The organism is Desulfosarcina sp. (assembly GCF_046496365.1).
Classification (GTDB): domain Bacteria; phylum Desulfobacterota; class Desulfobacteria; order Desulfobacterales; family Desulfosarcinaceae; genus Desulfosarcina.
On sequence record NZ_JAWOHB010000214.1, the window covers coordinates 19,709 to 41,996 of the forward strand.

Genomic DNA, 22,288 nt, shown 5'->3' on the forward strand with positions numbered 1-22,288 from the left:
GGGGATTGTCAGACGGCGCATAGGCCAATGTTGCAGCCATATCCGTCATCCCGGTGAAGCGACCGGTTTTCGCCAGGCCGTCTTCATGCCGGCCGCCTGCAGTATTCCGACGGCCTTTTGCATGTGCGTGCCAATGGTGTCTACCTCGTGAGAATCATCTCCCGGAACAATGTCTATACCCATGTCACAGGCTTTTTTAAGAATGGGTGTGGACAGATAGGGTTCGTCCTCACCCCTTGAGAGCGGGCGCAGGTTGAAATCCAGGATCAGATCCAATTGCTTGATCAATTCCAGGTTTCTGACGATTTTCTCCCATATGATCGGCATGCACAGCCGAGATCGGTAATCGGGATCATGTATCCGAATGATATCCAAATGGCCCACCACGCGTGGTTTCAGCGCCTGAATCATTTCGTACTGCAGATCGAAATAGGCCGCGTACAACCCATCCAAACCGCCGCAGCGATTGGCCGCCTGGTCATAACAGGACCGGCTGCAGTCAAAGGGAATGTCCTTGACATGGTGAACGGAACCGACCACATAGTCGGGTGAAAAGGTATTGATCAACGCGTTGACGAAGTCGAGACTGCCGGTGCAGGTTTCGGTTTCGAAGCCGACATAAAGGCGGATGTCACGCGCATATTTTGTCTGAAGATGCCTGCAGACCTGCATATAGGCGGCAAAGCGATCCTTGAGTGCTCCGGCGTCCAGTCCGGCGCCTTTCTCTTCGGGGTAGACAAAGTCATCCGACACCGGCGGCATATGTTCGGTTATGCCCACCCAGGGATAGCCCTGGCCAATATACGCCAGAACGATTTCCTCCAGACTGTTTTTGGCATGGCCGCAGAACTGGCCGCTGTGGCCTCCGTGAACCGACACCGGGTATGGGCGTTGCATTGCTTTTCTCCGAAAGCGTTATTTGGATTGGCGCCAATGTGTCAGTGCAAAGGTCATCGACCAGCCGGCGCATGACCGTCATACTGATTCTCGAGATCGGCAACGGCAGAAATGCCGGCGTATTGATCAACAGACGTTCGACGGATGCTGCTGCAGCTATCAGAATTCATCGGGGGCGTCAATGCCCCCCGAACGGACATAAGCCTCAAATTCAAATTGAAGCCACCGGCAAATGGTGATACCACCGCTTAAGAATGCCGGTGTAGGAGCAGCGGAGCAGCATGCAAAATCATAAGGGAACAATCCGGACCTATCCCGACGCACCGCGACCGGCGGTTGCGGCGGTGGTCTTCAAAGGCGATGCCGTGCTGCTGGTCCGGCGCGGTAATTCGCCCTGCCGAGGTATATGGGCCATTCCCGGCGGGCGTGTCCGTCTGGGGGAAACCCTTCAGGCGGCGGCCGAGCGGGAGATCCTCGAGGAGACGGGTGTGGTGATCCGGGCCGGAGAGCCGCTGCTTGTCTTTGATGTCATTCAAAAAGACGCGACCGGAGGGGTGATGTATCATTATGTGGTTGTGGATCTGGGTGCCGACTATGTGAGCGGAGAGCCCCGGGCCGGCGACGATGCCGACGAAGCCCGCTGGGTATCCGAGGCTGAGCTTGAGGGGTTGAAAGTCAATCCGGCCACCTGCCGTCTCCTGTCAGAAAAATTCAATTTCGGGAGACAGGTCTGATGCGGGAGCTCAGCGTTGAAGAAAAAGCTTGCATCTGGCAGTGGGGAAAGCAACTGTCGCTCCACACCACCCTTCGATATGCGACCGTCGGCCACGCGATGGGTCCAGCATTCAAAAGCTTCGCCGACCAGGTTGCCGAGCTGGCCCCCCGGGTTGGGCTGAAAAAGGACGGCGATGCGCGCGTTGCGCTGCCCACCCTGTTCGTCAGCAGCCAAGTGGCCTACCAGGCCCTGCCCCTGGACCGGGAACTGGAACCATTTCTGGCGGTCCTGGGTGATGGCAGTGCGTTTGCCGATCGCATTGCACCGCATGCACGGGAACGGTTGACCCTGCTGCGCGCCCCCGCACTGGTTAAGGTTTACGTCACCCCCCGCTGCCCATTCTGTCCGGCCACCGTGTCCATCCTGCTGGGCCTTGCTGCCTGCAGCGGGCAGGTCCGTGTGACGGTCATCGATGGGGAACTGTTTCCCGACGCGGCGCAACGGGATCGTGTCAGTGCTGCACCCAGCGTAATCCTGGACGATCAGTTCCGCTGGACGGGAACCGTCGATGCCGGCGAGCTGGTCAGCCTGATGCTTGACCGCGATCCGGCCGGTCTGGGTGCCGATGCCTTAAGAGGCATGATCGAAGACGGCGACGCCGAAGGGGTAGCCGTTATGATGGCTTTGCGCGGGATGATTTTTCCCGCTTTCATCGCGTTGCTGGTTGATCCGCGCTGGTCCGTACGATTGGGGGCCATGGTGGTCTTCGAGGCCCTGTTTGAAAAGGATCCCGGGCTTGCCGGCGAGATAGTGGAACCACTGCTGGCAGCTTTTTCTGATGTGGATGACATGGTCAAAGGGGACGTGATCCATATACTGGGTGAGTCGGGAAACCGGAAGGCGCTGTCATTTCTACGGTCAGTGGCTGCCGGCGACTATGACGACGAGGTTCGAGCTGCGGCAGCGGAAGCCTTGGACAAACTGAAATATAAACCAATCTGTTTTTAAATCACCGACGCAAGCAGTGAATGCCTGTCCAACCGCTGCCAGGGAAGGTAGACGTGATTGACAACACGGACATCAATGGTGAATTCCTGACCTGGGTCTACTTGACGGTTAAAGACGCACCCGATCCTATATTGTGGTTTGATGAATCCGGCCGTTTGCTGCGTGCCAACGCAGCCGCCTGCCGCCGGTTTGGTTTCCCATCCAACAATCCCGCCGGGCTGACGATTCATGACATCGACACCCGTTGCGATGCAGCGCGCTGGTCGATGCTGAAGGATGATTGGGTAAAGCAGCCCGGCAACATTTATGAGACGCAATTTTTTTCACGGCAGGGGGAACCGATTCCCGTTGAAGTAACCTGTGCTCACTTCCCATTCAATGGCCGGCGTCTGTTCTCCCTGTTTGCCAGGGACATCTCTTTGTGCCAACGCATCCAGGCGGTTTCAAAGGAAAGCGAGGCCCGGCTGCGCGCAATATTGATGGCGCTTCCCGATCTGGTTTTCGTGCTCACCGAAGAGGGACGCTACCTGGAAGTGCTCACATCCCGGGAAGAGCTCCTGAGTGCCCCTATCAACGACCTGCAGGGGCGATTGCTTCAGGACATTTTTGAAAAACCGGAGGCAGACCGTTTTCTCAAGCTGACCCAAGACACCCTGTCCAGCAACGCACCGGTGGTGATCGAATACGAGCTTCCCATTGGTGGTCAAATCCACACGTTCGAGGCTCGCGCCGCGCCTATGGCTGAAGCCATCGACGGGAAAAGGTGCATCGTTTTAATCGTGCGCGACATCACTGAGCGCAAACGGGCCGAACATCTCCACAGCCAGAACCTCTACCTGAGGGAAGAACTGACCAAAGAGCTCAACTACGGCGACATCGTGGGTTCATCGGCAGCCATGCGAACCGTATTCGAAAATATCAAGGTGGTGGCCGGTACGGACGCCACCGTGCTGCTGCTCGGAGAGACGGGCACAGGCAAGGAGCTTATCGCACGCGCCGTTCACAAAACCGGCAGCCGCAGGAGCAGTCCCCTGATCAAGGTTAATTGCGGCGCACTGCCGACCGATCTGGCGGAGAGCGAACTTTTCGGGCACGAAAAAGGGGCCTTCACCGGTGCCACCGACCAAAAGAAAGGTCGTTTTGAGTTGGCCCACCACGGTACGATCTTCCTCGATGAAGTCGGTGAACTGCCGGCGGCAATCCAGATCAAGTTGTTGCGCGTGCTTCAGGAGCAGGAGTTTGAGAGAGTGGGCGGCACCCAGACGCTGAAGGTGAACGTGCGTGTGATTGCCGCAACCAACCACGACTTGTTAACCTTGGTTAAGGAGGGCAATTTCAGGTCGGATTTATACTACCGGCTCAACATTTTTCCAATTAAGGTGCCCCCTTTGCGCGACCGCAGGGAAGATATTCCGTTATTGACAAAGCATTTCACTGCTGCCTTTGCGAAGCGCTTTGGCAGACACATCGACCGGATAGACGGCCAGGCAATGGAAAAGCTCATGCGCAGCAACTGGCCCGGGAATGTGCGTGAGCTGGCCAATGTGATCGAACGGGCCGTAATTCTCTGCCCGGGAGGGGTTCTTGAAAAAAAACATATCAGCGACCTCAGCCAGGAACCGATAAAAGGGGACCGATTCCCAACCCTGGAAGAGGTGGAGCGACAGCACATTCAGGCTGCCTTGGGAAAAACAGGCGGCATTTTAGCCGGATCCAGGGGTGCTGCCTCCCTGTTGAATATCAACCGCTCAACCTTATGGTCCCGGATGCAGAAGCTGGGCATTCGGATCGACAAAAAGTATGTCATATCCTGAGTACGGACACGGTTTGCTGAAATTTCTGCATTTGCCGATATAACGGCAATTTTTTAAATCCATTCACCATTTCCCATCAGCACCATCCAAATCGCTGATGTTGCGCCCGCCAACCCTCCGGGACACTCTTCAGATACTTTTCTCAATTTGGCACGGATTTTGTTCTGAAATGTGGGCATCAGCCCATTCGAGGCCCTTGCCCATAACGACCTATCATCGGTGATATCATGGAAAACAGGGTCTCGATATGGATTAAGACAGCGTCCCCGGTCTTTTTGAACGCTTCGGGCTGACCTTCTCATCACTTTAAGGTTTCTGGAGGCAGAAATGAAAGCTATTGCCGTCAACGCGGGCCAACTAAAGAGATTGCGACAGGCCTTCAAGGGTCCGGTGATCGGCCCTTCCGACCCTCGATATCCTAAGGCCCGCAGGGTGTGGAACCATATGATCGACAGAAAGCCCGCATTGATTGCCCAGTGCACGGGGTCGACGGATGTGGCCGCAGCGTTACGTTTTGCCCTGGAAAACAGGCTTTTGGTCTCCGTTCGCGGTGGCGGTCACAATGTGGCTGGCTACGCTGTCTGCGATGACGGTCTGGTCATCGACCTGGCACTGATGAACCGAGTGACAATCAATCCCCAAGCGCGCACGGTCCGCGTCGGGGCAGGCGCGCGATGGGCTGATGTGGATCAGGCAACCCAGCCGCATGGCTTGGCCACGCCGGGTGGTGAAGTATCGAAAACGGGCGTTGCCGGACTTACACTCGGCGGCGGGGTCGGATACCTGAGGCGCAAGTATGGTCTGAGTTGCGACAATCTGCTGTCAGTTGACATGCTCACCGCGGATGGACGGATGATCACGGCCAATGCGATCGACAACCCCGACCTGTTCTGGGCCTTGCGTGGCGGAGGCGGCAATTTCGGCGTCGTGACCGCATTCACGTTTCGGCTGCACCCGGTGGGACCGGAGGTTGCGACCCTGAACCCGTTTTATCCCCTGACCGAGGCCCAACGGGTGCTGATTTCCTGGCGGGAGTTCACAGCTGCAGCTTCCGATGAAGCCACAACCGCTTTTGGCATATGGGGTATTCCCGCACATCCGGATCTGCCCGCCGATCTCCATGGAGCTTCCGTGTGCCTGTTCGACGGTATGTACGCCGGTCCGTCCAGTGTCGGGGAAGAGGTCTTCCGGCCGCTGAGAAACCTGAATGGTTCGTTGCTGGATTTCAGTGGCCGCGTTCCCTACGTGGAGGCGCAGCAAGCCTTTGATGCGTTTTTCCCTGATGGCGGCCTGTACTACTGGAAGTCCCTCTTCATCGATGAACTCAGCGATGCGGCCATCCAGGCCATCGTGTCCATGGCGGCCGAGCGCCCCGACCCCAACATCCTGGTCATCATCCGTCATCTGGGAGGCGCCATCAGCCGGGTCGACGAACAGGCAACCGCCTATTGCAATCGTCAGGCGCAGTTTATGCTCAGTATTGACGGGGCCTGGACCGATCCATCGGCGTCCGAACGCAATATCGACTGGATCCGACAATTCTGGAAAACCATGCGGCCGTTTTCCAATGGGAGGGTGTATCTCAATTTTCCGGGATTCGATGAGCAGGGCGGTAACATCTGGCAATCCAGCCATGGCGAGAATTACCGGCGCCTGGCCCTGGTTAAAAAAAAATATGATCCAACCAACGTCTTTCGCATGAACCAGAATATCCAGCCGGCATCGCCAACGCATTGAACCGCGATAGCGAGCGCATTCCCCGCGGCTTGCCGCGGGGAGGATTCAATCGATCTGCACGGGAAAGGGAGTCATCCAATGCAGCACCCTCATCGTCAAACGGCTGCTTCCCAACGGCAGAAACCTTGCTACGACTGCGCCGGTGAGCTTGAAAGGCGGTGCCCCCGATGCGACACGAAAATCCTGCCGGGGCAGAAGTTCTGCGGTGAATGCGGTCTGAAACTGAATCCGACGCACGCGCAGACAACCCCTACACCGGCCGAAATTGAAGGGGAACGCAAACCTGTCACCGTGCTCTTTTCGGATGTTTGCGGATACACGGCCATTTCGGAAAAGCTGGACCCCGAAGAGGTCCGGGATATCTCCAGCCTTCTTTTTGCGGAGATTGCCAAAATCATTGCCGGCTACCAGGGTTTTATTGAAAAATTCATTGGAGACGCCGTCCTGGCAATTTTCGGTTTGCCGGCTGTTCATGAAGATGACCCGATCAGGGCGGTCAGTGCGGCCATTGAAATTCACCGTAAAGTCAAATCGATTCGACCGAGGTTGCAGGGTCGGATCGACCATCCGTTGCGTATGCACAGCGGTATTCACACCGGACTGGTTGTGTCCGGCGAGATGATCGTGGAAAAAGGGATCCACGGTGTGGTCGGAGACACGCTGAATTTGGCTTCGAGGCTTTCCGATATTGCCAAAACGGATGAAATCGTCATCAGTTCTCAGACGCACCAGCTCATCTCCCCTTACTATGAAACCAGACCGATGGGTCAAGTCAACCTCAAAGGCATCGCAAGTCCTGTCAACGCTTACCTGGTTGTGGAAGAACTGCCGGTCAAAACCCGGTTCGAGGCGGCTAGACGGCATGGCTTCACAGAATTTACAGGCAGGCGTCAGGAGCTGGACCGGCTGCAGGCATGCCTTGAAAAAACCGTGGCTGGAAAAGGGCAGTTGATAACCGTGACCGGTGAGGCCGGGATGGGAAAAACCCGTCTGGTCTATGAGTTCTGTGACCGCACCGATAAAAACCGGGTCACAGTGCTTCAGGGGCGCTGCCACACATACGGAAGCAATATACCCTATCTGCCATGGCTCAATGTGCTCAAGGGTTATCTGTCCTTGAAGGAAGATGACACGCAGACGCAACTGGAAAACAAAACCATCGCCAACATCCTCGCGATCGATCCTTCTTTAGCGCAGTATCTGCCTGTATATTTGCACCTGCTTTCCATTCCGAGCAAAATTTATCCGCTTCAGGACCATCTGCACGGCCAGAAACTAAAAAATTCGATCAACCAGGCACTGGCGGGTATGATTCTGTTAAGCGCCCAAAAAAAAACAGTGGTCCTGGTTCTGGAGGACTGGCACTGGGTGGACGAAGCCTCGGATTCGACCCTGGCCTACCTGGCAAGCCTGATGGAATCCTACCCGCTGATGGTAGTGATTCTTTATCGCTCGGAGGAAGCCAAAAAATGGCCCGACTGGCACTTTCATACCGCATGTGTGTTAAAAGCCATGGATGATCAGAACACGGACCACATCATCAAATCCATTTGGAAGGTAAATGAACTGCCGGATGGATTTTCATCGTATGTGCATGACCGGACCGGCGGCAATCCATTTTTCATTGAGGAGGTCTGCCGGGCATTGAAGCAGGACGGGTCTGTGCGAATTGCCGATCGAAAAGCGGTTCTGGTCAAGCCGTCAGAAAAACTGAGCCTGCCCCCAACGGTTCAAGCCGTCATCAGGGCGCGACTGGACCGGCTGGCAAAACCTGTGAAGGAAACCCTCCAACTGGCGGCGGTCATTGGCCGGGAATTCCCCTTGCGAATTCTTGAAATGCTTACCGAAACCAGGCACCAGTTGCCATTGGTGCTGGATGTGCTTAAAACTCAGGAATTGATCCAACCGATCCGATTGACTATCGAGCCCAGGTACATGTTTACGCATGTGCTGACCCAAGTTGCCGCCTATGAAAGCCTGCTGTTGAAGAGACGCAAGACTTTCCACGCTTCAGTGGGCCTGGCAATGGAGCGATTATATGCGGATCGACTTGAGGAGCGCTGCGAAAACCTGGCGCATCACTTTTCCAACAGCACCGACACGAAAAAAGCCCTGTTCTATTTGGAAATGGCCGGGGTCAAGGCATCTCGTGTCCACTCCCTGTCGGAGGCAAGGCAGTTTTATAAAACCGCCTTGTCGGTACTCGGCTCCAAAAAAATGGATGCGGAAAATCAGGAAAAGTACATTGATTTTAGCTTAAAATGGGCCGAAGTGTCCCAGTATGCACCTTCCAATCGGGTCAGAAATGCGCTGATCCAGTCTCTGGATTTTGCCAAGACCGTCGACAACCCCACACGCATCGCTGAAGTGACTTACTGGGTCGGGAAATTTGATTATATGCAGGGGGATTTTATCGAAGCCATACCCCAAGTGGAACGCTGTATCAAGTGGGCAACTGACCTGAAGGACCCCGAGCTGCTGGCCATTTCCACCAATCTTTTCGGACGTGCCTGTTTGTATACCTGCGACTATTCGAAAGGAATCGACTATCTGAATAGGGGCCTCGAACTGATCAAACCGTTTAAGAAATGGGACGACATCGTCTATTCCACGGCAATTTTGGGGTTGATGTTGGGCCTGACCGGAAAATACCAGGCCAGCCTTAAAACGATCGCCAGAGCGATAAGAATTGCGAGAAAATACGTCATACCGACTTTCGAGGCCATGGCCTTCGGGTATCTGGGTGCAATCCAGTATTGGTACGGCAACTGGAATGCGGCCATGAACAACTGCAGCAAGTGCACCGATCTTTCCAAAAAACTGGGCAATTCACTGCCCATCATCTGGGCCACCTTGTTTAAAGGCGCTGCGCTGTTCAATTCGGGCATGCAGGAGCAAGGCCTGGCTGTCATGGGGCGATCAATTGAAATGATGGCAGGGTTGGACTCTGTATTGGCGCTGCGTTATTTTTATTCCCTTTACGGGGAAAACCTCGCGGTGAACGGAAGATTCCGTGAGGCGGAATCAGCCAATCGGAAAGCCGCGGCACTCAACCAGTCGGGACAAAAGTGGGGCGAAATCGCCGGCTGCCGAACCATGGGAATCCTGGCCGCCGCTGGAAGAAATCCGGATTGGCTTCAGGTTGAAACCCATATGAAGAAAAGCATCGAGATCTCGACGCGTGCGGGAGCGATGACTGAACTGTCGCTGAGCTTATACCGTTTTGCGAATCTGATGCACCAGAAAGGAGATGTGCAGCGCGCGCAGCGCTATTATCGCCAGTGGTACAATCTCACTGATAAAATGGGTTGCAAGGTTGCAAGAAAAAACACCCTTAACCTGGCTAAACATGAAGCGCCTTTCTTTGATATTCTTTGTCAAGGCAAAGAGAACTAAAATGGCACCGCACCCATCCAATAATGAAAACAGCTGCGCAACCCATGCAAATAGGCATCTGACGCGAGCTCGGTTGATTGGGTCAGGCGACGGTCAGTCCAAAGGTTTGGCATTCCCAAGAAACTGGTCTCTCCAATCCCGATAACGGTAAAGATCCTTTTCCAGAAAATAGAGGCAGCCCATTAAAACGGCCGCATCATCGAGCTGCCCCAGACCGGGGATAAAATCACCGATCAGGTCGATGGGGAACAGCAGGTAGGCGACAGCCAGGAAAAAGATGATCCCTGAAACCGGGGAAACGTTGCGGTAGCGTCCCTTGCCGTAATCACGGATCAACAGCACCAGAAGGCGCAGATCCTCGGTGAGGCGTTTAAACAGATTCATGTCGGCGGGGGTGGGTCTGGCCATGAACGGTCCTTTGGTAGGGGTCCCATAAAAATAGTGCGCGTTTGGCAGATCTGTTGTAACGTTTTAGGACTTTTTAGATCTTTACGCTTGGAAGACGAAAATATGTTCAGCTTCCATACTTACCTCCTCTCTCTCCTCGAGCCCCCAACGATCCCCAATGTGTTTCGGGGGCTCACCCTTTTTTCATTTTGACAATCGGCCGCCCATGGCCTTAAATAGACATCCGGTTACCAATATGCTATCAAGGCGGTGATATGAACACGCAAACGCTGATCCTGACTGTTCTGGTCTTCTGGCTGGTCATGGGCCTGGCTTTTCTGTCCGCATACGCTGAAGTGAGACGTACGGGGGGGACCCTGGTGGATGCCATGCGGAATAATGAAACCTTTTTTTTTATAATCAGCATCGTGGTAGGCCTGGTGGCAGTGGCCTTTAAGCTGGCCTGATCCGCACGGATTTCATGGTTTGGTCGTCGTTTTGCCTTCCGACAGTTTTTTCCGCTCCGTCTCGATCCAGTCAATCCGGCTCCATAAACCCTGAAGGATCCGTACCTCCCGGTCGCTGAGGCCGGACCGTCCGAACAGCCGCCGAAAGGCCCGCAGGATGTGGTCCGGGTTTTGCGGGTCCAGGTAATCGGCCGCCAAAAGCGTCCGGCGCATATGCTGGAACATCCTTTCCACATCATCGGCCTGTGCCGATACCCGGCTGTCATCGGACGGTATCCAGGTATTGATCTCGCGCTTGCTCAGTTCGTAAAGCAACAGGGCCACCGCATGGGACAGGTTCATGGATGCATAGGCGCTGTCGGTGGGAATGGTGACGAAAATCTGGCACAGATCCAGTTCGCTGGTGTGAAGGCCTCGATCCTCGCGACCGAATACAAAGGCCACCCGGCTGTCAGGTGATTGGCAACGTGCATGAATGGCAGCCTGTTGCGGGGTCAAGCAATTTTCGCGGTACTTTCCGGATCTGCGGGTGGTGCCGAAGGCCAGATGACAACCGCTCAGGGCCTCCTGCAGGGTTTGGAAAACCGGCACATGGTTCAAAATCATTTCGGCTTTGAGTGCCATTCGGCGGGCAGTCAGGGACTGGTATGCACAACCGGGGTTTACCAGACGAAGGTCGGAGAACCCGAAATTCATCATTAAGCGGCACACTGATCCAACGTTGATCGGTCCCTGGGGTTCCACGAGGATGATGCTGATGTTATCCATGCTGACCACAAGACGGCCTCCGGATTGCCTGATGATGCGCTGCTGACGCGTCGGCAGCCTGAAAAACGTTTTGCCAAAATGGCATATTTGGCTGTAGGGTGTCAACGCAACAAGCAGTGGGTTGCTCGTTAAAAAAGTTAGGCGTTAAAAAGGTTCGGCTTAAGGAAAACGCATGCATGCAGCCAAAGATTATATTGTCTTCCCCCTCGATGTGCCCAGCCCCGAAGCGGCCAGAGCGCTGGTCAGCCTGCTGGCCAATGACGTGGGCGTGTTCAAGGTCGGTCTTGAACTGTTTATCCGATCGGGGCCGGAACTGGTGCGTTGGATTCAGCAGGCAGGCTCCGCCAAGGTATTTTTGGATCTCAAACTGCATGATATTCCGATGACCGTCAAACGGGCCATGGTCCAGGTGGCCGACCTGGGCGTTTTTTTTGCCACGGTTCATTGCGGCGAAAGCCGGGCCATGCTGGAGGCTGCCGTTGAAGGGGCCGGTGGACGGGTCAACGTGCTCGGAGTCACGGTGCTGACCAGTATTTCTCCCACAGAGGTGGCCGAGGCCGGCTATCACGAGCGGTACGCGAAGAACCTGCAGCAGTTGGTGATGAAAAAAGCGCAGATGGCCAGGGAGGCCGGATGTTCAGGGGTGGTCTGCTCCGGTCAGGAGGTCCGGGGCATAAAGGCCGCCTTCGGTGCTGCGTTCAAGGCGGTGACGCCCGGCATCCGACCGGCAGGCGGCGGGGTGGCTGCGGACGACCAGTCCCGGATTGTAACACCGGCCATGGCCATCCGGCGTGGCGCTGATTATCTGGTTATCGGCAGGCCCATCCGCGATGCCGCCGATCCGCTGGCGGCCGCACGTGCTGTCGCCGCAGAGATTCAGGGTGTGTTGAATAATCGGTCCCTTGCCGGATCAGCGTACCTGGATATATCGCCACAGAGCCAAGGACAGGACAACGGCGCAGACCATGAGGACAAAACCGATTTGCTCGGGTGAGAAACGCTTCATTGAACCATTATTGTGCAGGTTGCGGGCAAAATTCTACTCCTCTTTGTCCAACCCGAAGGCCGTGTGCAGGACCCTGACGGCCAGTTCGGTGTATTTTTCTTCGATGATGCAGGAGATGCGGATTTCCGAGGTGCTGATCATGATGATATTGATGTTTTCCCGGGCCAGGGCATTGAACATCAGCGAGGCCACACCGGAATGGTTTTTCATTCCCACACCGATGACTGACACTTTGGCGATGTTGGGGTCGCCGAACACATCCTCCGTTCCGATTGTTTGCGCCAATCGCTTCTGCATCTCCAGGGCCCGTTTGTAATCCGCCTTGGGTACCGTAAAGGTCAGGTCCGTCTGGCCGGCGGCACGGGTGTTCTGAATGATCATGTCCACCAGAATTCCGGCCTCAGCGATGGGTGAGAATATCTTCGCTGCGATCCCAGGCTGGTCGGGAACTTTTTTCAACGTAATGCGCGCCTGGTTGAGATCATGGGTCACTCCGGAAACAACCAGCTGCTCCATGCCGGAATCTTCGTTAACCACCATGGTGCCTTCCTCCTCTGAAAATGATGATCTGACGTGAACGGGGATGTTGTACTTCTTGGCGAACCCCACTGATCTGATCTGCAGAACCTTGGCACCCAGGCTGGCCATGTTCAGCATCTCGTCGTAGGAGATCTCTTTTATCTTTCTGGCGCGCGGGCAGATGTTTGGGTCGGCCGTATAGATGCCGTCAACATCCGTATAGATCTCACAGACGTCAGCGTTCAAGGCCGCAGCGATGGCCACCGCCGAAGTATCCGATCCGCCGCGTCCCAGCGTGGTAATGTTGCCTTTGATGTCGGTGCCCTGAAATCCGGCCACCACGACGATGGTGCGGTCTGAAAGCAGCCGTTTGATTCGGTCGGTTCCGATTTCAAGGATGCGGGCGTTGCCGTATTCACAGTCGGTGACCACTTCGGCTTGGTGCCCCAAAAGTGACTGGGCCTTGTATCCCATACCCTTTAGCATCATGGCCAACAGTGCAGCGGTGGTCTGCTCACCGGTGGCCAGCAGCACATCCAGCTCACGCCGGTCCGGGGTTTCCGTGGCCTCGTTGGCCAGGCCGATCAGCCGGTCGGTCACGCCGGCCATGGCGGAGAGGATCACGACGACTTGGTTTCCCTGATCATGGGCTTTCAGCACGCGCTTGGCGACGCTGCGGATTCGCTGGGTGTCGGCCACCGACGTGCCGCCGAATTTTTGAACAATCAAAGCCATACACGTGCACCTTCACCGGTTAACAATCGGTATCAATATCAGTTCTATGGGGAGGGGGGTAACCAATTGTCGATGTCATTTAACAGATCAGACGGGCCAAGTCCATATGCAATTATGCGAATCGACCGGGAGGCGTCGCCGGCGATACCAAAGAACAGTTCCAGCCGCTGGGCGGGGCGGTCCGCAGGGTGCAGCCGCTGGGCCCATTCAACGGCGACGATGCCCTCTTCGTCGAAAAGATCCAGCAGGCCGATATCGTCTGCATCCACAGGCTCCGGCAAACGGTAGAGATCCACGTGGAAAAAAGGCAGTCTGCCTGGGTATTCGTTGATCAGGGTGTAGGTGGGACTGGTAACGGTATAAGACGGTGGAACGTCCAGACCCTGGGCCAGCCCCTGGGCAAAGGCTGTTTTCCCGCTGCCCAGATCGCCGATCAGGAATAGGGTGATGGCGTGATTCAGGCGCCGGCCCAAAGCGCGGCCCAGGTCCACGGTCTGGTCGTGCCCCCGGCTTTCGAATGCACGGATGGTTGCGGCAGGCAGGCAGGTTGGAGCGACCTTCATGGTTCGGTCGGACCTGTGGGGCAGAGCAACGGGTCAATCGCGGGCCAGGGGAGGCTGTCTCCACCGCCGAGAAGTTTGCCCATCGCATGGGGAAGGGCATGCATGACCTCTGTGGCCAGATAGCCGAACGGCGATTTTTGACGCATGAGCCAGTCTGCCGCCGCGCCATGCAGATATACCCCGGCCCGGGCGGCGGCGCTGATTTCCAGACCCTGGGTGATCAGGCCGGCAATCAGACCGGTGAGCACATCACCCATGCCCCCGGCGGCCATACCCGGATTGCCGGTTGGATTGACAAATACATTGCCGTCCGGCCGGGCGATGACCGTCGCCGCCCCTTTGAGCACCAGGTAAACCCGATGCCGCTTTGCAAAAGATCGCGCATGACCGATGCGATCGTGCTGAATGTCGGCGGCGGTGTGGCCGCTGAGCCTGGCCATCTCCCCGGGGTGAGGGGTAAGCACGATGGGTGATCGGCGTGTGGACAGAATGGATAGATTCCCTGCAATCAGGTTAAGGCCGTCGGCATCGATCACCATGGGAAGGGGGCATTGTGCGATCAATCGGCCCAGTAATCTGCCGGTTGAGGCGTTGGTGCCCAACCCCGGCCCGATGGCGATGCAGCGCTTGTCCGCGGTTATGGACATGATGGCCTCCTGGGCGGATTCGTCCAGATTGCCTTGGGCCGTTTCCGGCAAATCCACCGTCATGACTTCGGTAAGCATGGCCGCCATGACATGACTCAGCGATCGGGGCACCCCCAGGGTCACCAATCCTGCACCTGCACGCATGGCTGCGGTCGCGGTCATGGCGGCGGCCCCGGTTTTACCTGGAGAACCGGCCAGGACCAACAAATGGCCGGTGCGGCCTTTGTGGGCAGCTGCCGATCGTTCAGGGATTTCTTTTTTCAGGGTGCCGGGCGTGATCAAGTGCTGGCGACAGCCCACACTTGCGGCAACGTGGGGCGGAATGCCGATGTCGATAACCTTCAACCTGCCGGTCAGGGTGCGTCCCGGGTAGGAGAGGTGACCGACCTTGGCAAAACCGAAGGTGGCCGTGGCAGCGGCTTGAATGCAAACACCGCAGACCTGTCCACTGTCCGCGTTGAGACCGGAAGCGATATCCACTGCAAATGCAGGTCGTTCCTGCTGATTTATGAAATCGATTGCCGTCTTGAAATGTTCGCGTACATCCGATGTGAGACCGGTGCCCAGGATGGCATCGATCCAGGTGTCCTGGTGGCGCAGCAGCGACTCTCGGGATTTGAACGCCGCAGCATCGGCCAGTTCCATTACCGGCACGCCCATGCTGTCAAGCAGTTTCAGGTTGGCGGCGGCATCACCGGTGATCCGACCCCTCTGGGAAAACAAAAAAACCGTTGCCGGGATGCCTTTTTGGTGCAGATAGCGGGCCATGACAAAGCCGTCCCCAGCGTTGTTGCCGTGGCCTGCGGCAATGCCCACGTTGCCGGGATGATGCCGGAACACGGACTCCAGAAAAAAGGCTGTCGCCCCGCGGCCGGCATTTTCCATGAGCAAACGCCCGGGTATGCCGAAGGAATCAATGGTTGCCCGATCCATGCGCTGCATTTCATCTGCCGTTACCAGATACATCCCGTTCTCCTTTTAGCCCTTACCCGGCAACCCTGCTAAAGGGCGTCGATCAGGCCGCGCATCTCCCTGACCGCCCGGTCTATCCCAACCAGTGCGGCCCGTGAAACAATGCTGTGGCCGATGCTGAACTCATCGATTTCCGACAGTCCCTTGAATGCTTTGATGCTGTTGTAGCACAACCCATGGCCGGCATTGACGCCCAGTTTGAGTTTTTTGGCCAGTTTGGCGGCGTCCACGATCTTGGCATGCGCCTGTCTTCGTTTGGCGTTGCCGGTGGCTTCACAGAAAGCGCCGGTATGGATTTCAATCATATTTGCACCAGTCTGATGCGCCAGCTTGATCTGCTCCGGTTCCGGGTCGATGAATATGCTCACAGGAATGCCATTGTTCTGCAGGGCGCCGATGGTCTCACCGATGGATTTGTTGTGCAAGATGAGGTCCAGTCCCCCTTCGGTGGTGACCTCTTCGCGGCTTTCGGGAACCAGGGTGACCAGCTCCGGCCTGACATCCAGGGCAATGCCCACCATCTCCGAGGTGGCGGCCATCTCAAGGATCAGCTTGGTCTGGACCACCTTGCGAAGCAACCGGACATCGCGGTCCTGAATATGTCGGCGGTCTTCGCGCAGGTGGCAGACGATGCCGTCTGCTCCGGCCAGTTCAGCCAGCACGGCGGCTGCAACCGGATCTGGATAAGTCACTTTTCGCGCTTCCCTCAAGGTGGCGATATGATCGATATTCACTGCCAGACCTGCCATGCTCAATCCTCCGTGTGAATCAATTCCATCAGTTGGTTGCTTTTTTGCTCCATGGCGGCTGCCGCTGCTTCCGAATTGACGTGATCGTAGCCCACCAGGTGCAGAATGCCATGAATCAAAAGCTGGTCGAAACGCTTACGCATCGCCATGCCGGCGTTAAGGGCTTCCCGGTGAGCCGTGTCGGCGGAAATCACCACGTCGCCCAGAAGGTCCGGCGTGATGCCGGAAAACCGGCCCTCCTGCATGGGAAATGAAATCACGTTGGTCGGGCCTTTATGATTCAGATAGGCCATGTTCAGGGTTGCGATCTGATCGTCATCCACGATCAGAATGGACAGTTGGGCATCAGGATAGCCCAAGGCGTTTAATATGCGCCTGGCGGTCGTCCGAATTTCTTGTTCTGGCAACCTGTGGCGGCTTTGCCGGTTTTCGATCAGCACTTCCATTCTTGGCCTTTCCGGATGTGATTGTGGCGCTGTCCTGGTATTCAATCCGGTGGTGATGGATCCCGTTTAAAATCTTGTTGAAACTTTTGGCGATCAGGTGAAGGTCCTTTAGGGTCAGCTCACAATAATCCAATTGGCCATCGGAGAATATTTTATTGATCAGGTTCTGCACCAAGCCTTGAATCCGCGAGGATGTCGGGTTGTCCAGGGTGCGAGAGGCCGCCTCGACCACATCCGCCAGCATGACCAGCCCCGCCTCTCGGGTCTGGGGCCGCGGGCCCGGGTATCTGAAATCATCGATATTGACCGCATCCTCGCCTTTGGCGGCTTTGGCCTTTTCGTAAAAAAAACTGATCAGGCTGGTACCATGATGCTGCTGAATGGTGTCGAGAATTACCTGTCCGAGTTTGTGCTCGCGCGCGAATTCGACGCCGTTTTTTACGTGGGCGATCAGGATCAGTGCAGACATGGACGGTGCCAGCTTGTCGTGCCTGTTTCTGCCGTCTGACTGATTCTCGATAAAATAAAGAGGCTGTTTCAATTTTCCGATGTCATGATAGTACCCACAAACTTTGGAGAGGATGGGATTGGCCCCAATTTCCGAAGCAGCCGCCTCAACCAGCGACCCGACCACAACACTATGGTGATAGGTGCCCGGCGCCTCCAGCATGAGCCGGCGCAGAATGGGCCGATCCAGGTTGGAGAGTTCCAGCAGGGTAATATCGGTGGTGTAGTGAAAGACCATCTCCACCACCGGAGCCAACCCAGCGGTGATGATGCCGGCACCGATGCCCCCCAGAAAGGCAACGGTTAGATCAAAGGGCAGCGTTGCCCATGAGGGAGTGCCAATGTAAACACTGATCACAATGGCTAAAAAGGCATTGAGCAACCCCAGTTTGGCGCCGGTCTTGATGATTATCCTTCTTTCGCGGCAATCTTGAAGCCACCATACCGCCATCGTACAGCTTAAGATGAAATAGATGAACGTCTCCAGCCCTCCCTGAAGCAGCATGGATGCACACAGGGCCAGCGCCAGAGCAAAGATCAGTGCGGTGTCCCGGCCCATGAACAGGCAGACGATCATGGCGCCGGCCGCCAAAGGGATGCCAAATTCGACCGGTGATACGGGGCGATTCAGGGGCAAACCGAGAAACCAGGCTTCTGGCAGGGTGGTGGAAATTTTCACTACGATGATAAATGACACCAGGATGGATGCGAGAAAAAGCAGATCCTTGTTGCCGTTGTGTGCCGATTCCATGCGGCGTCTGAGCCTGACGTGATATTGAATGATCAATACAGCGGTCATCAGTGCAACCGCACCGGAGCCGCCCAGGGGAACACCGTGGCCATCGACCCGGCCCTCCAAGGCCTTGAGCTTGCGAAGCTGCAAGGGTGTCACCCGTTCACCCTCACGGAGCAGCATCTCTCCCTTTTTTATCATGTAAAGGACCGGTTTGATCTGCTGTGATGCGCGCTCCTTGCGCGCTTCCGTTTCGTGGCTGTTCAAGGTCACGTTGGGTTGTATCAACCGTTGGCAATAATCCACAATCAGGTTGAGCAGGTCGTAATTCATGCCTTTGAGCAACGGATCGCCGACCACCCTGACCATGGTTTTGGCCTGATCCGGACCGTAAAACTGCTTCAGGTTCAATACATGGGCTTCCGTCATCGTCTCCAGGTTGCGCAGGGTGATGCCCTTGTCCGATTCCAACAGCAGGATTTCTTTGTTGGCGACCACACCGGTGGAGAGCACCTGGGTGATGATGGTGGTCAGCAGTTTAGGGATTTCCTTTGAGAATTCATGTTCGCTGAGAATGGAAAACGCCCCGTTGCTGAATTCGATACCCATCAGGCTTTCGAACAGGTTTTTCTTGGCCAGCATCCGTTCGGTCAGCGGCACCTTGGGGAGGTTCGGAACATCACCGGGCTCGACAGGCGCCGTGTCCGAGGAGGACATGGCAGCGGGCGGCGTCGGTGATTCCTCCAGCAGTTTTTTGCTTTCCTGTTCGTATATCAGCCGCAATTTGTCGAAGGCATCGTTCAGGCGGGTAACCGTGCTCTTTAGAATCTTCGGGTTGAGGTCGTAAACGGTAAGGACGTTTTCTATGGCCTGGCGGCGTTGGGCTTCGGTAGCGGAGGTGTCTTCAATGAAAAAATCTTCGGCAGCCTTGATATCGGTTTTTACGACATCACCGACCGAATAGGTGTGTTTTCTGATGATCAGCCTTGGGTACAGACTGGTGGTGAAAATGATAATGATCAGTACCAGCAATGCCCAGCGGATAAGCGGGCTCACCTTGAAAAAATGGTCGAAGGACTTTTTTTTGCGATCTCGGATCATATTTTTGGCCATACTGCGGGGCTCCGAAACCAACTGCTCAATCCACCGATGAAACGGTCGGAAGGGGAACGATCGGCGCGCCTATTTCCTGCTCCGGCCGGCCTCCAGCAGTTCATAGGCGTTGATGATATCCTGGACCAACCGGTGTCGAACAACATCCTGCCGGGTAAAATGGATGAAGCCGATGCCGGTGACGGGTGTTAAAATCGCTTTGGCCTCGACCAGTCCGGAGGACTTGCCCGCCGGCAGATCGATCTGGGTGATATCTCCGGTAACCACGGCCTTGGAGTTGAACCCGATGCGGGTTAAAAACATCTTCATCTGTTCGGTTGTGGTGTTTTGGGCTTCATCCAGGATGATAAACGCTTCGTTGAGGGTTCTGCCGCGCATGAAGGCCAGCGGTGCCACTTCGATCACCCCGGTTTCCATCAAAGCGGCCACTTTTTCGAATCGCATCATGTCATGCAGCGCATCATAAAGCGGCCGCAGGTAGGGGTCGACCTTTTCCGACAGATCTCCGGGTAAAAAACCCAGTGATTCGCCTGCTTCAACGGCTGGGCGGGTCAGGATGATCCGGCTGACGGTTCCTTTGGCGAGTGCCGATACGGCCATGGCCATGGCCAGGTAAGTTTTTCCCGTGCCGGCAGGACCGATCCCAAAGACGATGTCATAGCTGCGAATCGCCTCAATGTAGGCTTTCTGGTTTTGATTTCGGGGTGTAATGGCCCGTTTCTTCGAGGTTATATAAACGGTGTCCAGGAAGATTTTTTTCAGGTCCGTGGTGTGGTTTTCTTTTAGAATCCGCAGGGCATAGTCAAAATCATTGAGATAGACAGGATATTTTTCCTTGACCAGACCATAGAGTTGCTCCAGCACCCGTCTTGAAAGATCCACGGCCAGATCTTCCCCTTTGAGATATACCGTGTTGCCTCTGGTGTGAATATGGATCCCCAGAAGGTCTGCAAGACGCTTGAGGTGCGCGTCATGCTCGCCAAAAAGCTGCCGGGCCATTTCAATGTCGGAAAAGGTCAGGCGGGTTTGCTTGTCTTCTGTACAGGCATCCATAAAAAGTGCCGTGCTTCGTTTGTGTTTGTCGTCTGCGTTGCCAGCCAGTATGAATTGGCTTTGCTTATTTGTCAAACCGGCAAGGCCGCCCCGGGTAAATCCGGTGACACGCAATGGTTGTCGGCATTGGCATATCCGACTTTGGGGGGGAATGCAAACGTCAAATTTACCGCCTTGGCGCCGGTGAAAATGCTTGACTGGGAAATGCCGCTCTGTTAACGTCATCTACCTAAAAAAATTAGAAAAGATTCATTTAACGGGTTGCATCATTAAGAGACCGTCATGCATGCTTTCGATATCCTGATTGTTACCATTCTGGCGTATGGGTTGATTCGTGGTGTTTTCAGAGGACTGGTCAGAGAAATATCCTCAATCATTGGTGTTCTGGGCGGATTTTATGCCGCATACACCTACTATCCATACGTGGCCAAGTCGATTTCCAAGTGGATTGCCAACCCTGCTTATCTCAATATTTTTAGTTACATGGCAATCTTTTCAGTTGTGGTGATGATTGTGGCGATCCTTGCCGTGGTCATTAAATATCTCCTCAATATCGCCTACTTGGGATGGGTGGACCGGATCTGCGGGGCTTTGTTCGGGATGCTTAAGGGCCTTTTGGTGTGTTGCGTGCTGTTTATCGTGCTGACCGCCTTTCTGCCCAAGGGGGCTGTATTTGTTAAAGACGCTGCGCTGTCGCCCTATGTAGCCACGGTATCGGAAGTCATGGCAACAGTGATTTCAAAGGAGATGAAAGAAAATTTTGTCACCAAAGTTAAGGATTTCAGGAAATCTTGGCAGACCCCGTAAAACCCATCCGATCGACGCCCATCGAACGCCTTGCCGCGCTCATCGAAACCCTGAGAGGCGAAAACGGTTGCCCGTGGGATAAAAAGCAGACGCCGGACACCATGGCAGTTTACCTCATCGAAGAGGTATACGAACTGGTGGAGGCCATTATCTCTAAAAATGCAGACGCCGTCTGCGAAGAGGCGGGCGATGTATTATTCCAGCTGCTTTTTGTGGTCAATCTGTTCAGGGAATCGGGAGATTTCGGTCTTGAGGATGTGATCGAAAAAAATATCGCCAAGATGACCCGCAGGCACCCCCACGTTTTTGGCGACGCCAGCGCAGACACCCCCGAAAAGGTCAGTCAAAACTGGGAGAAAATCAAACGGCTGGAAAGAGGGGGCGCCGGGCGCCATTCGGTGCTCGGCTCAATCCCCCGGAACCTGCCTGCATTGCTCAAGGCTGCGATGGTTTCGGAAAGAGCAGCCAAAACCGGTTTTGACTGGGATGACCTTTCCGGTGTGATGGACAAAGCCATGGAAGAGTGGATGGAGTTCTCAAAGGAGGTCAATACTGCCGAAGGTGCAGCCGGCAGCGATAAGGCGGCCCTGGAATTCGGAGACATTATGTTTACCATGGTCAATGTCGCCCGGTTTGCCCGGATCCATCCGGAAATCGCATTGATTCGTTCGATCCAAAAATTTGAAAAACGGTTCAATTATTTGGAAGAAAGGGCGAAGGAATCGGGGCGCAATCTTGACAGCCTGTCCGTCCAGGAAATGCATGTTCTCTGGGATGAGGCCAAAGTCGAGTTCGGCTGATAGTGGCACAGCGCTGAAAGCCAACACGCACAGCCGGCAATTAAGCCGGCTGTGCGTGGATCCGGAACACACCGCCCGTCAGGCGCGTTCGTCTATGGGTTTTTGCTCGGGTGGTAGTCTGAAAACCACATTTCCGTTTTTGTCGTATTTTTCAAAGTAAACGCCCGCATCATCCGCATTGAACCCGCCGGTCTTTTGCTGATCATCGGCTTCGGTTTTTGTGCTTTCCCGAGCACTTTCGATGGGCCGTTCTTCAACAGCCTTTTCGGCTTTTTTTAGGGCTATATACCTGTTTTCCACTACCAAATTACTGTCCATGCGATTCGTCGTTCTGACGGCTGATTCGCCAATTGTATCCAACATGGCAATCCCCCCTTTGTTTTCTGCAAACGATTGTGCGGTCCCTGGTGATTCCGTCCTTTCAGCGTTGCCAGTGACCTGCCGGTCCC

The 22,288-nt window shown here is 55.3% G+C and carries 21 protein-coding genes; 10 read left to right on the plus strand and 11 right to left on the minus strand.

Annotation, left to right across the window (positions count from 1 at the left end):
* Positions 1-45: 45 nt before the first annotated feature.
* Entirely contained in the window at positions 46-897 is an 852-nt protein-coding gene (locus R6V78_RS20840) for a histidinol-phosphatase (RefSeq protein ID WP_410291321.1), read from the minus strand.
* A gap of 281 nt (positions 898-1,178) precedes the next feature.
* On the opposite strand from R6V78_RS20840, the gene R6V78_RS20845 reads away from it, so the two are divergent.
* From R6V78_RS20845 to R6V78_RS20865, 5 genes are all read left to right on the plus strand, one after another.
* Positions 1,179-1,631 (plus strand): NUDIX hydrolase, encoded by a 453-nt coding sequence (locus tag R6V78_RS20845; RefSeq protein ID WP_410291322.1) that lies wholly within the window; start codon positions 1,179-1,181, stop codon positions 1,629-1,631.
* Complete coding sequence (locus R6V78_RS20850; protein WP_410291323.1) at positions 1,631-2,620, plus strand: HEAT repeat domain-containing protein; 990 nt, start codon at positions 1,631-1,633, stop codon at positions 2,618-2,620. The genes R6V78_RS20845 and R6V78_RS20850 overlap by 1 nt, the downstream gene beginning before the upstream one ends.
* Before the next feature lie 53 nt (positions 2,621-2,673).
* Entirely contained in the window at positions 2,674-4,434 is a 1,761-nt protein-coding gene (locus tag R6V78_RS20855) for a sigma 54-interacting transcriptional regulator (RefSeq protein ID WP_410291324.1), read from the plus strand.
* Positions 4,435-4,761: 327 nt separating this feature from the next.
* Positions 4,762-6,171, plus strand: coding sequence for an FAD-binding oxidoreductase (locus tag R6V78_RS20860; protein WP_410291325.1), 1,410 nt, complete (start codon positions 4,762-4,764; stop codon positions 6,169-6,171).
* 78 nt (positions 6,172-6,249) lie between these two features.
* Positions 6,250-9,567 carry an AAA family ATPase gene (locus R6V78_RS20865; RefSeq protein WP_410291326.1) on the plus strand — a complete coding sequence of 1,106 codons (3,318 nt, stop codon included), beginning with the start codon at positions 6,250-6,252 and terminating at the stop codon, positions 9,565-9,567.
* 93 nt (positions 9,568-9,660) lie between these two features.
* Here the strand turns inward: R6V78_RS20865 and R6V78_RS20870 are convergent, their stop codons facing one another.
* Positions 9,661-9,975, minus strand: a complete 315-nt coding sequence (locus R6V78_RS20870) for a YkvA family protein (protein ID WP_410291327.1) — start codon at positions 9,973-9,975, stop codon at positions 9,661-9,663.
* A 254-nt stretch (positions 9,976-10,229) separates the two neighbouring features.
* Here R6V78_RS20870 and R6V78_RS20875 point away from each other — a divergent pair, with 254 nt between their 5' ends.
* Complete coding sequence (locus R6V78_RS20875) at positions 10,230-10,421, plus strand: hypothetical protein (RefSeq protein ID WP_410291328.1); 192 nt, start codon at positions 10,230-10,232, stop codon at positions 10,419-10,421.
* Positions 10,422-10,433: 12 nt separating this feature from the next.
* Here the strand turns inward: R6V78_RS20875 and R6V78_RS20880 are convergent, their stop codons facing one another.
* Entirely contained in the window at positions 10,434-11,189 is a 756-nt protein-coding gene (locus R6V78_RS20880; protein ID WP_410291369.1) for an RNA methyltransferase, read from the minus strand.
* 172 nt (positions 11,190-11,361) lie between these two features.
* Between R6V78_RS20880 and pyrF the strand changes: the two genes are divergently transcribed.
* On the plus strand, positions 11,362-12,183 hold the full coding sequence (gene pyrF, locus R6V78_RS20885; RefSeq protein WP_410291329.1) for an orotidine-5'-phosphate decarboxylase: 822 nt from the start codon (positions 11,362-11,364) through the stop codon (positions 12,181-12,183).
* 45 nt (positions 12,184-12,228) lie between these two features.
* Here the strand turns inward: pyrF and R6V78_RS20890 are convergent, their stop codons facing one another.
* The 7 genes from R6V78_RS20890 to R6V78_RS20920 form a co-directional block, all read right to left on the minus strand.
* Complete coding sequence (locus tag R6V78_RS20890) at positions 12,229-13,449, minus strand: aspartate kinase (protein WP_410291330.1); 1,221 nt, start codon at positions 13,447-13,449, stop codon at positions 12,229-12,231.
* A gap of 44 nt (positions 13,450-13,493) precedes the next feature.
* Positions 13,494-14,012 carry a tRNA (adenosine(37)-N6)-threonylcarbamoyltransferase complex ATPase subunit type 1 TsaE gene (gene tsaE / locus R6V78_RS20895; protein ID WP_410291331.1) on the minus strand — a complete coding sequence of 173 codons (519 nt, stop codon included), beginning with the start codon at positions 14,010-14,012 and terminating at the stop codon, positions 13,494-13,496.
* A complete protein-coding gene (locus tag R6V78_RS20900) occupies positions 14,009-15,625 on the minus strand; it encodes an NAD(P)H-hydrate dehydratase (protein ID WP_410291332.1) in 1,617 nt (538 codons plus the stop codon). Before R6V78_RS20900 ends, tsaE begins: the two co-directional genes overlap by 4 nt.
* Positions 15,626-15,660: 35 nt before the next feature.
* Positions 15,661-16,380 (minus strand): pyridoxine 5'-phosphate synthase, encoded by a 720-nt coding sequence (locus R6V78_RS20905; protein ID WP_410291333.1) that lies wholly within the window; start codon positions 16,378-16,380, stop codon positions 15,661-15,663.
* A gap of 2 nt (positions 16,381-16,382) precedes the next feature.
* Positions 16,383-16,826, minus strand: a complete 444-nt coding sequence (gene ybeY / locus R6V78_RS20910; protein WP_410291334.1) for an rRNA maturation RNase YbeY — start codon at positions 16,824-16,826, stop codon at positions 16,383-16,385.
* On the minus strand, positions 16,726-19,179 hold the full coding sequence (locus R6V78_RS20915; RefSeq protein WP_410291335.1) for an HD family phosphohydrolase: 2,454 nt from the start codon (positions 19,177-19,179) through the stop codon (positions 16,726-16,728). Before R6V78_RS20915 ends, ybeY begins: the two co-directional genes overlap by 101 nt.
* A gap of 69 nt (positions 19,180-19,248) precedes the next feature.
* Positions 19,249-20,178 (minus strand): PhoH family protein, encoded by a 930-nt coding sequence (locus R6V78_RS20920; protein ID WP_410291336.1) that lies wholly within the window; start codon positions 20,176-20,178, stop codon positions 19,249-19,251.
* On the opposite strand from R6V78_RS20920, the gene R6V78_RS20925 reads away from it, so the two are divergent.
* From R6V78_RS20925 to mazG, 3 genes are all read left to right on the plus strand, one after another.
* Positions 20,152-20,451: a hypothetical protein gene (locus R6V78_RS20925; protein WP_410291337.1), complete on the plus strand. Its 300-nt coding sequence runs from the start codon at positions 20,152-20,154 to the stop codon at positions 20,449-20,451. The two genes, R6V78_RS20920 and R6V78_RS20925, sit on opposite strands and share 27 nt — an antisense overlap.
* Before the next feature lie 63 nt (positions 20,452-20,514).
* Positions 20,515-21,039 carry a CvpA family protein gene (locus R6V78_RS20930; protein WP_410291338.1) on the plus strand — a complete coding sequence of 175 codons (525 nt, stop codon included), beginning with the start codon at positions 20,515-20,517 and terminating at the stop codon, positions 21,037-21,039.
* Positions 21,024-21,839 (plus strand): nucleoside triphosphate pyrophosphohydrolase, encoded by an 816-nt coding sequence (gene mazG, locus R6V78_RS20935; RefSeq protein WP_410291339.1) that lies wholly within the window; start codon positions 21,024-21,026, stop codon positions 21,837-21,839. The genes R6V78_RS20930 and mazG overlap by 16 nt, the downstream gene beginning before the upstream one ends.
* A gap of 78 nt (positions 21,840-21,917) precedes the next feature.
* Here the strand turns inward: mazG and R6V78_RS20940 are convergent, their stop codons facing one another.
* Positions 21,918-22,202 (minus strand): hypothetical protein, encoded by a 285-nt coding sequence (locus R6V78_RS20940; protein WP_410291340.1) that lies wholly within the window; start codon positions 22,200-22,202, stop codon positions 21,918-21,920.
* Between the last annotated feature and the right edge of the window lie 86 nt (positions 22,203-22,288).

What these genes read in the sequence shown, in the direction of transcription:
- R6V78_RS20840 (WP_410291321.1), bottom strand. Translation starts at nt 897, where the DNA reads ATGCAACGCCCATACCCGGTGTCGGTTCACGGAGGCCACAGCGGCCAG.
- R6V78_RS20845 (WP_410291322.1), top strand. Translation starts at nt 1,179, where the DNA reads ATGCAAAATCATAAGGGAACAATCCGGACCTATCCCGACGCACCGCGA.
- R6V78_RS20850 (WP_410291323.1), top strand. Translation starts at nt 1,631, where the DNA reads ATGCGGGAGCTCAGCGTTGAAGAAAAAGCTTGCATCTGGCAGTGGGGA.
- R6V78_RS20860 (WP_410291325.1), top strand. Translation starts at nt 4,762, where the DNA reads ATGAAAGCTATTGCCGTCAACGCGGGCCAACTAAAGAGATTGCGACAG.
- R6V78_RS20865 (WP_410291326.1), top strand. Translation starts at nt 6,250, where the DNA reads ATGCAGCACCCTCATCGTCAAACGGCTGCTTCCCAACGGCAGAAACCT.
- R6V78_RS20870 (WP_410291327.1), bottom strand. Translation starts at nt 9,975, where the DNA reads ATGGCCAGACCCACCCCCGCCGACATGAATCTGTTTAAACGCCTCACC.
- R6V78_RS20875 (WP_410291328.1), top strand. Translation starts at nt 10,230, where the DNA reads ATGAACACGCAAACGCTGATCCTGACTGTTCTGGTCTTCTGGCTGGTC.
- R6V78_RS20880 (WP_410291369.1), bottom strand. Translation starts at nt 11,189, where the DNA reads ATGGATAACATCAGCATCATCCTCGTGGAACCCCAGGGACCGATCAAC.
- pyrF (WP_410291329.1), top strand. Translation starts at nt 11,362, where the DNA reads ATGCATGCAGCCAAAGATTATATTGTCTTCCCCCTCGATGTGCCCAGC.
- R6V78_RS20890 (WP_410291330.1), bottom strand. Translation starts at nt 13,449, where the DNA reads ATGGCTTTGATTGTTCAAAAATTCGGCGGCACGTCGGTGGCCGACACC.
- tsaE (WP_410291331.1), bottom strand. Translation starts at nt 14,012, where the DNA reads ATGAAGGTCGCTCCAACCTGCCTGCCTGCCGCAACCATCCGTGCATTC.
- R6V78_RS20900 (WP_410291332.1), bottom strand. Translation starts at nt 15,625, where the DNA reads ATGTATCTGGTAACGGCAGATGAAATGCAGCGCATGGATCGGGCAACC.
- R6V78_RS20905 (WP_410291333.1), bottom strand. Translation starts at nt 16,380, where the DNA reads ATGGCAGGTCTGGCAGTGAATATCGATCATATCGCCACCTTGAGGGAA.
- ybeY (WP_410291334.1), bottom strand. Translation starts at nt 16,826, where the DNA reads ATGGAAGTGCTGATCGAAAACCGGCAAAGCCGCCACAGGTTGCCAGAA.
- R6V78_RS20915 (WP_410291335.1), bottom strand. Translation starts at nt 19,179, where the DNA reads ATGGCCAAAAATATGATCCGAGATCGCAAAAAAAAGTCCTTCGACCAT.
- R6V78_RS20925 (WP_410291337.1), top strand. Translation starts at nt 20,152, where the DNA reads ATGCTCGCCAAAAAGCTGCCGGGCCATTTCAATGTCGGAAAAGGTCAG.
- R6V78_RS20920 (WP_410291336.1), bottom strand. Translation starts at nt 20,178, where the DNA reads ATGGCCCGGCAGCTTTTTGGCGAGCATGACGCGCACCTCAAGCGTCTT.
- R6V78_RS20930 (WP_410291338.1), top strand. Translation starts at nt 20,515, where the DNA reads ATGCATGCTTTCGATATCCTGATTGTTACCATTCTGGCGTATGGGTTG.
- R6V78_RS20940 (WP_410291340.1), bottom strand. Translation starts at nt 22,202, where the DNA reads ATGTTGGATACAATTGGCGAATCAGCCGTCAGAACGACGAATCGCATG.